Below are 7,480 nucleotides of genomic sequence, written 5' to 3'. Positions count from 1 at the left end.
CAACAAACTTTCTTCCCCTAAAACAATAGCGGTTTTGTGGATGCTTTGTGGATTTTCGGTCATGATTTGTTCGACAATTTTTCCTGCAATTTTGGCTTGACCGATGGTTTTGGGAGTTCCAATGACTTGAATTTTTTTGGCTAAACCATAATCATTGGCAATCGATTCGAATGGTTGGGTTTTGTAATGATTCCACGTGGATCGAAAGCGACGTAAAAATAATCCGGCATCGTGCTGCACGTCGTTCATAAATACGTGATCAATATCCCACACAATTTCTGCTTGACCACGGGCTAAAAGGTATTGTACGATCTGCTCTTCGGCAGCATTCAATGCATTAAATCCCGCAAAAAGATATTTTTTATTGCCGATAGAATTGGAAAATTGAGGAAGCTTTTTATCAGCTTCACGGTAAATTAAACCTTGGTATCCAATACCTTTATAGAGTAAAAACTGATACAACGTGTCGTAATATTTAGGGAGTAAATCCCAGAATTTCAAATATTTTTCGATCAAAGAAGTTCTTTTTTCAAGGTCTAGCGACCAATGTTTGATGTCTTCAATATCTTTTAAATATGAAAATACGTGTTTAGGATCCAGCAGGTACCGATCGATTTCATTAAAATCTTGCAGTAATGTTTTTGCCCAATTGGCAAAGGATTCAAAATCTTGGTGTGCTTTTTCATCGTGTGGTAGCGATTGGTACACGGTGTAAAATTCGAAAAGGAGTTCAACTGCATCAATCGTTCGAATTTGAGCCACTTGCTGGATGAAATCTTCGATACTGATTATTTCGGGTGCAAATAGGGTTTGTTGGGTTGTGTTTTTTAATTCTTGAATTAAAAAAACTTTTGCTCTTCTATTTGGTAGAATAACAATTAAATCCTTGGTTTCGGTTTCTGAATTATTAAGAATCCTTTGCGCTAAATGGCTTAAAAATGATGTGTTTTCCATTTTATAAAAATAAAAAAAACGCCCCGATAAATCGAGGCGTTTTATAACTATTTGTGGAAGAAAATTATTTTACTAATAATACTTCTACTCTTCTGTTGTTTGCTTTTCCTTTAGCAGTTTTGTTAGAATCAATTGGTTTAGACTCACCAAAACCAGATGAAGTCAAACGATCTGAAGCAATACCGTTTTCAATTAGGTAATTTTTCACTGCACCAGCTCTATCTTCAGATAATTTTTGATTCATAGCGTCTTTACCATCGCTGTCTGTGTGACCTTCAATACTAAATTTAGAACTTGGAAATTCTTTTAAAATTGCAGTAATTGACTGTAAAACCGCGAATGTTTCTTGTTTGAAAGTAGATTTTCCGCTGTTGAACAAAATTGTTTTAGCATAAGCGTTCAATTTTGTTACTTGTTCTTGAGACATTTCAGGACAACCATTGTTTGCAACAGTACCTTTAACTGTAGGACATTTATCATCTTTATCTAATACTCCGTCTCCGTCAGTATCAGGCCATGGACAACCACCATTTTCTTTAGGACCTTTTACAGAAGGACATTTATCGTCTTTATCAGCGATTCCGTCTCCGTCTGCATCAGGACAACCGTTTAAAGCTTTAACACCTGCAACGTCTGGACAAGCATCTTGACTATCTTGAACACCATCTCCGTCTGTATCAGGACAACCGTTGAATGCAGCTAAACCAGCAACATCTGGACAAGCATCATCTTTGTCTAAGATTGTATCGCCATCAGTATCAGGACATCCGTTTAATTCTTTTGGACCTGCTACATCTGGACAAGCATCATCTTTATCATAAACGCCGTCACCATCAGTATCTTTTCCTCCAAATTTGAAACTCAAACCTGCAAAGTGTTGCATGTGAGATGGAGTAATATCAGCAAATGAATGCTTGTAAGTAGATTGTAAAGCTAGACCAATTGTTTCTGTAAACCAGAAAGTCACGCCTAATCCACCGTTTGCAGTTCCTGTTGAATAGTCGCCTAACCAAGTGTAACCTCCTCCAATGTGAAGCGAAGGATCTACTACTTTTGATTTGATTAAATTCATAAAGCTATAACGGATGATACCGTCTGCTCCGTAATACTCTAAATCTCCAGGATTAACTACTTGGTATCCTGTTCCAGCAGGATTTAAGATAGTCAATTTTGTGATTTTGTTTACTGAACCAGTAACTCCGAAAGTGAATCCGTCGCCCACTGATCTACTCACTGTTACGTAAGAAACTGAAGGTAAAATGTTCCAGCTTTCTTTTACTTTAAAAGGCTGATTGAATGTTGCGCTAAAGTCATCGCCTGCTCCTGCACGTGTGTCCACTGCATTTGCACCAAATGTTATTGCCCAAGGATTATTGCTGTCTTGTGCTTGGGCATTTAATCCCATCGCCATTAATACAGCAACAAAAATTTTGTTTAGATGTTTCATACTTGATTTTTTTAGTTACAAAAAGTTATTACGCAAAAGTAATGTGTTATATTTTAAGAACAAAACAAAGTGTTAACAAAATAATATATTATTATTATAAGATTACGATATTTTTAAAACCCCCAAATCATTACCTACTTCAGTAAAAGCTTGAATAGCCTTGTCTAAATGCTCTTTGGTGTGCGAGGCTGAAAGTTGAACTCTGATTCGGGCTTTGTCCTTTGGAACCACTGGAAAGAAGAATCCGATGACATAAATTCCTTTTTTTAACAATTCATTTGCCATTACTTGCGATAATTTAGCATCGTACAACATAACAGGTACAATTGCAGAGTCGCCGTCAATGATATCAAATCCCGCTTTTTTCATTCCTTCTTTGAAGTAGTTGGTATTCCATTCCAGCTGGTCTCTTAAAGTAGTATCGTTTTCTAATAATTCAAAAACTTTGATGGAAGCACCCACAATAGCAGGTGCTAAAGAATTTGAAAATAAATACGGACGCGACCGCTGGCGCAAAATTTCAATTACTTCCTTCTTTGCCGTGGTATAACCTCCCATTGCACCACCTAAAGCTTTTCCTAGTGTTCCTGTAATTATATCCACACGACCCATCACATTTTTAGCTTCTAAAGTTCCTTTTCCTGTTGCACCAATAAATCCTGCAGCGTGGCATTCGTCGACCATAACCATTGCATCATATTTATCGGCCAAATCACAAATTTTATCCAAAGGTGCTACCAATCCGTCCATAGAAAACACACCATCTGTTACAATTAATTTAAAACGATGTCCTTTTTCGGAGGCTGCAATCAGTTGGGCTTCCAAATCGCCCATATCGTTATTTTGATACCGGTACCTTGCTGCTTTACACAATCGTACACCATCAATAATCGAAGCGTGATTCAAGCTGTCGGAAATAATACAATCTTCTTCCCCTAGTAATGGTTCGAAAACACCTCCGTTGGCATCAAATGCTGCTGCATATAAAATAGTGTCTTCTGTTCCGTAAAATTGGGCAATTTTTTGCTCCAAGGTTTTATGAATATCTTGAGTACCACAAATAAAACGTACCGACGACATTCCGAAACCGTGCGAATCCAAGGCATCTTTTGCCGCTTGAACTACTTCGGGATGCGATGAAAGTCCGAGGTAATTGTTGGCACAAAAATTTAAAACTTTCTCGCCTGTAGAAATCGTAATTTCCGCTCCTTGTGGCGAAGTAATGATTCGTTCTTTTTTGAAAATACCATTATCTTCAATCGTTTTTAACTCATTTTGCAGGTGTTCTTGTATTTTTCCGTACATATAAATAGTTGTATTTGTTTAAAGTTTAAGGTTTCAAGTCTCAGGTTTCAAGTCTCAGATTTCAAGTCTCAGATTTACCTTTGCCGTTGTTTCGGGATAAACTTCCGTTCGGCTTCGCCTCGGGTCAGGTTTCGAGCTTGAGGTATCCGTTTACTCTTTATTTCGAGTGCAAATTTAAACATTTTTAATTCCCCATTTGGTAGCTTGTCCCGATTTTTCGGGAGTTAGTGGGCTAAATTTACAATTTCAATTTCGTTGCCAATGTATATCAGTGACTTTTTAATCACTTTATAACCCATTTGTTCAATAGCATCTTGGTAGTCTTGCAATTGTTGCTGGTGTTGCGGCTTGTATTTTCCTGTTTTATAATCCAGCAAATACATTTCGTCTTTGTTTTTTAGAACCATTCGGTCGGGTTTAACAAGCGAACCTTGCTTTTGAATAATTGTCTGCTCATTAAAAACAGTATTGTTTTCCTCAAAAAACGGGTTTAAATCGGGATGATTGATGATGTCGAAAATCGTCTTTTGTACCATCTCTTTTTGCGTACCTGCTATTAATCCATTTTCTAGTGCTTTTTGCATTGCTAAGTCCACATCCGAATTTTTTTCGATATAGGATAAAACTTCGTGAATTACATTTCCATAATTAATAGCGTCTTGCTGCAAGGTGCCCCACATCAGCGATTCTCGTTTGGCAATCTTAATGTTTTCGATAGCCAAAACTTCTGCAACACGTGTGATTTTTTTGGGTACAACAGCGGCTTTCTTTTCACCTGAATACTTCTGTGGGATGCCAAACTCATATTCCAATTTTCCTTCCTCAAAAAAGCGCATGCTTTGCAAATATTTTAAAAAATACGAGGCGGTATTGTTGGGCCATTCGCCTTTGGAATTGGGTTCCACATACTCCGAAATAATGTACAATTGCTCTTCGGGACGCGTCAATGCTACATACAAAACATTAATATTGTCCAGTAATTGCTCTTGTTTTTTTTGGTTAAAAATGCGTTCGGCAGAACCACTATATCCTGCCACTGCATTGTTATTGTCGATCAAAACTTTGGGTAAATCAAAGGTGTCCGTTTCATTTTCGACCCATAGTTTATCTTTTCGTTGCAAACTGTAATTTTCGTCGGCAAAAGGAAAAATAACAACGGGAAACTCCAATCCTTTGGACTTGTGAATTGAAATAATCCGAACAGCAGCGTTGCCTTCGGGAGATGGAATGCTGAAGCTGGATTTTTTTCGTTCCCAATATTCTAAAAAATCGGTAATTCCGGCTTGGTTTTTAATGTCGCGTTCCAAAATAATATCCAAAAAATAGTGCAAATAGGCGTTATTTTTGGCAACAGGTAGGCATTTTGAAATCAATAATTCAACGGTTTCATACAATGCTTTTTTACGAATACTTTGAAACGACAACTTCATTTCAAAAGTTTCCAACCAAGTTTCCAGCTCAGTTTCGGATAAAAAACGCATTCCTTTTGCAATAAAATCGGCAATTTCAGAGGGCGGTAAATTATAAAAAGCCATATAGTATAAAAAGTGGGCTTTGGCTTCTAAATCATTAGCGTTTTTCAGATATTTTAGCGCGTGAATCAAAAACTGTACTTCGGTAGCATTCGCAATCAATAAGGTTTCTGAAGATTGAATGGGAATTCCATTTTCTGTTAAATAATTTGCAACGGCAACACCATCTTTGTTATGCCGCACGACCACTGCAATATCATCAAAAGAGTAGCCTTGTTTTTTTAGGTTCAAAATGAGTTCCAAAGTTTTGATTACATACAACTCGTCTTGCGTCAATTGGTTTTCGTCGTCCGATTTTTCTTTTTTTGGCAAAAAAGAAACGTTGACGTAACCCCCGCTTTTATCTGTACTATTTTGTCGGCTATTATTTTGATATAAGTTTTTATAATCTTCGTGTTCGAATTCCCCTGAAATGTATTTGAAGAAATGGTTGTTGAATTCAATAATTTCAGAATAACTGCGGAAATTATCTTCCAGACGTACGACATCTTTGTCGGGATTGTGAAATGGATTCCCCGCTTTACTCAACTCAATAAACTGTTCGGCTTTTCCGCCACGCCAGCGGTAAATGGACTGTTTGGGATCGCCCACAATCATCAGTGAGCCGCGTTCGCCTTGCAAATCCTCGCTCACAATCGCGTTGTCAATTAACGGAATTAAATTCTGGAATTGCATTTCGGAGGTATCTTGGAATTCGTCGATAAAGAAATGTTTGTAGCGTTCGCCCAAGCGTTCGTAAATAAATGGAGCGGGTTGGTTTTGAATTTCTTTGTGAATAATGGCATTAAATTCGGCTATGGAAAGTATGTTTTGTTCCTTTTGAATTTCGGTCAATTTGTTGCTCAAGGTATTCAACAACGAAAGTGGTGTAATGTTTTTGAGAAAGGCTTTATAAAAATCATGTTGTGCAAATTGTTCGTATATCACTTGCAACTGCAACAGCATTTCTGGAATGAGGTTTTCAATAATCGCTCGGTCTTTGGCGGTTTTATTGATGGCAATATCCTCCGATTCGTGGTACCGCTTGTTGTTCGGATTAAAGTTTTTATCCTTAATTCCCGTGATGTGATTGGGAAATGTAGCTCTCGAAAAAGATTTTAAATCTACGCCGTTTTTATCTAAAGTATCTAGGATTTCACTAGCGCGAGCGGCATTTTCGTCGATAATTGTTTTGCAGGATTCTTGAAGTTTCAGCTTGATTTTCATGAAATCAGGAATAGATTTTTCATTGAAATGAACAATTTCTTGGTGGTTATTTTCGTTTAAAATCAAGCGTCCTGTTTCCATAATTTCGCGCGAAATGTCCCAACTTTTATCGTCGTCGGTTTTTTCCATCGTGAAATCGATGAGAAGTTTGGTGAGCATTTCGTTGGTTCCAGCTTCGGCAATGATGGCGTCAACGGCTTCTGCAAGCAAGCTTTCAGTATCGAGCGAAACTTCAAAAGTAATCGGAAGATTTAAATCGTGGGCAAACGTACGGATTACTTTGTGGGTAAATTTGTCGATGGTAGAAATATCAAATGCAGCATAGTTGTGAATGATGTGTTTGATAATTTCCTGTGATTTGGATTTGATTTGAGTGGCAGATAGTTCCAATTCTGTTTGTAAAACCTGCATCAGTTGCATGGCCTTTGCCGAGGGTTGGTCTTTTATAAATTCCGAAAGACTGCCAACGATGCGGCTTTTCATTTCGTGTACCGCTTTGTTGGTAAAGGTGATGGCGAGAATGGAGCGGTAGGCATCATTTTTTTTTGCGGTCAAAATGATTTTTAAATATTCCTTGACGAGGTTGAATGTTTTTCCGGATCCGGCCGATGCGTCGTATATGGTAAATGCGTGTTTGGGCATGGTGTGTATTTTGTCTAAAAATAGTGCTTTTTTTGTAATAGAGTGAAAATAATGAAGCGCATTTTTTACACAAATTGCACAAATTTCCCAATGTCGTTAAGTTAAGAATATCTGAATACTCATTTTGAAATACATTTTCAGTACTGTTTATAAGAACATAGGCTAGATTATAAAGAATTTTATTGCTGATTTTTTCTTAAATTATATTTTTCATTGAGATTTTTTTTAAATAAGTTTGTAAAAAATTTAAGGAACAAAAAACAACTCGTTCTCATTTTATTAAAAATATAATGCATATCCGTTTTTAATCATACTCCTGTAATACTTGCTATCACTAGTCTATCGAAGATTTTCTCACCAAAATATCTGCGATTTAGCTTATAAACAAACTCGT

At 37.0% G+C, this 7,480-nt stretch carries 3 protein-coding genes and 1 pseudogene; all 4 read right to left on the bottom strand.

What is annotated here, in order from left to right; all coding sequences use genetic code 11:
* Positions 1–954, bottom strand: a pseudogene (locus ACIQ2X_RS11880) (PD-(D/E)XK nuclease family protein); the annotation flags it as partial.
* A gap of 64 nt (positions 955–1,018) precedes the next feature.
* Entirely contained in the window at positions 1,019–2,401 is a 1,383-nt protein-coding gene (locus tag ACIQ2X_RS11875; protein ID WP_396179131.1) for an OmpA family protein, read from the bottom strand.
* A 102-nt stretch (positions 2,402–2,503) separates the two neighbouring features.
* The gene (gene kbl / locus ACIQ2X_RS11870) at positions 2,504–3,706 is read right to left on the bottom strand and encodes a glycine C-acetyltransferase (protein WP_396179130.1); all 1,203 of its coding nucleotides are present in this window, start codon (positions 3,704–3,706) and stop codon (positions 2,504–2,506) included.
* 224 nt (positions 3,707–3,930) lie between these two features.
* Entirely contained in the window at positions 3,931–7,086 is a 3,156-nt protein-coding gene (locus ACIQ2X_RS11865) for a UvrD-helicase domain-containing protein (protein WP_396179129.1), read from the bottom strand.
* Positions 7,087–7,480: the final 394 nt, after the last annotated feature.

This window comes from Flavobacterium sp., from assembly GCF_044368625.1.
Classification (GTDB): domain Bacteria; phylum Bacteroidota; class Bacteroidia; order Flavobacteriales; family Flavobacteriaceae; genus Flavobacterium.
The sequence above is the reverse complement of the archived record's forward strand: the minus strand, read 5'-3'. Positions and strand labels throughout refer to the sequence as shown.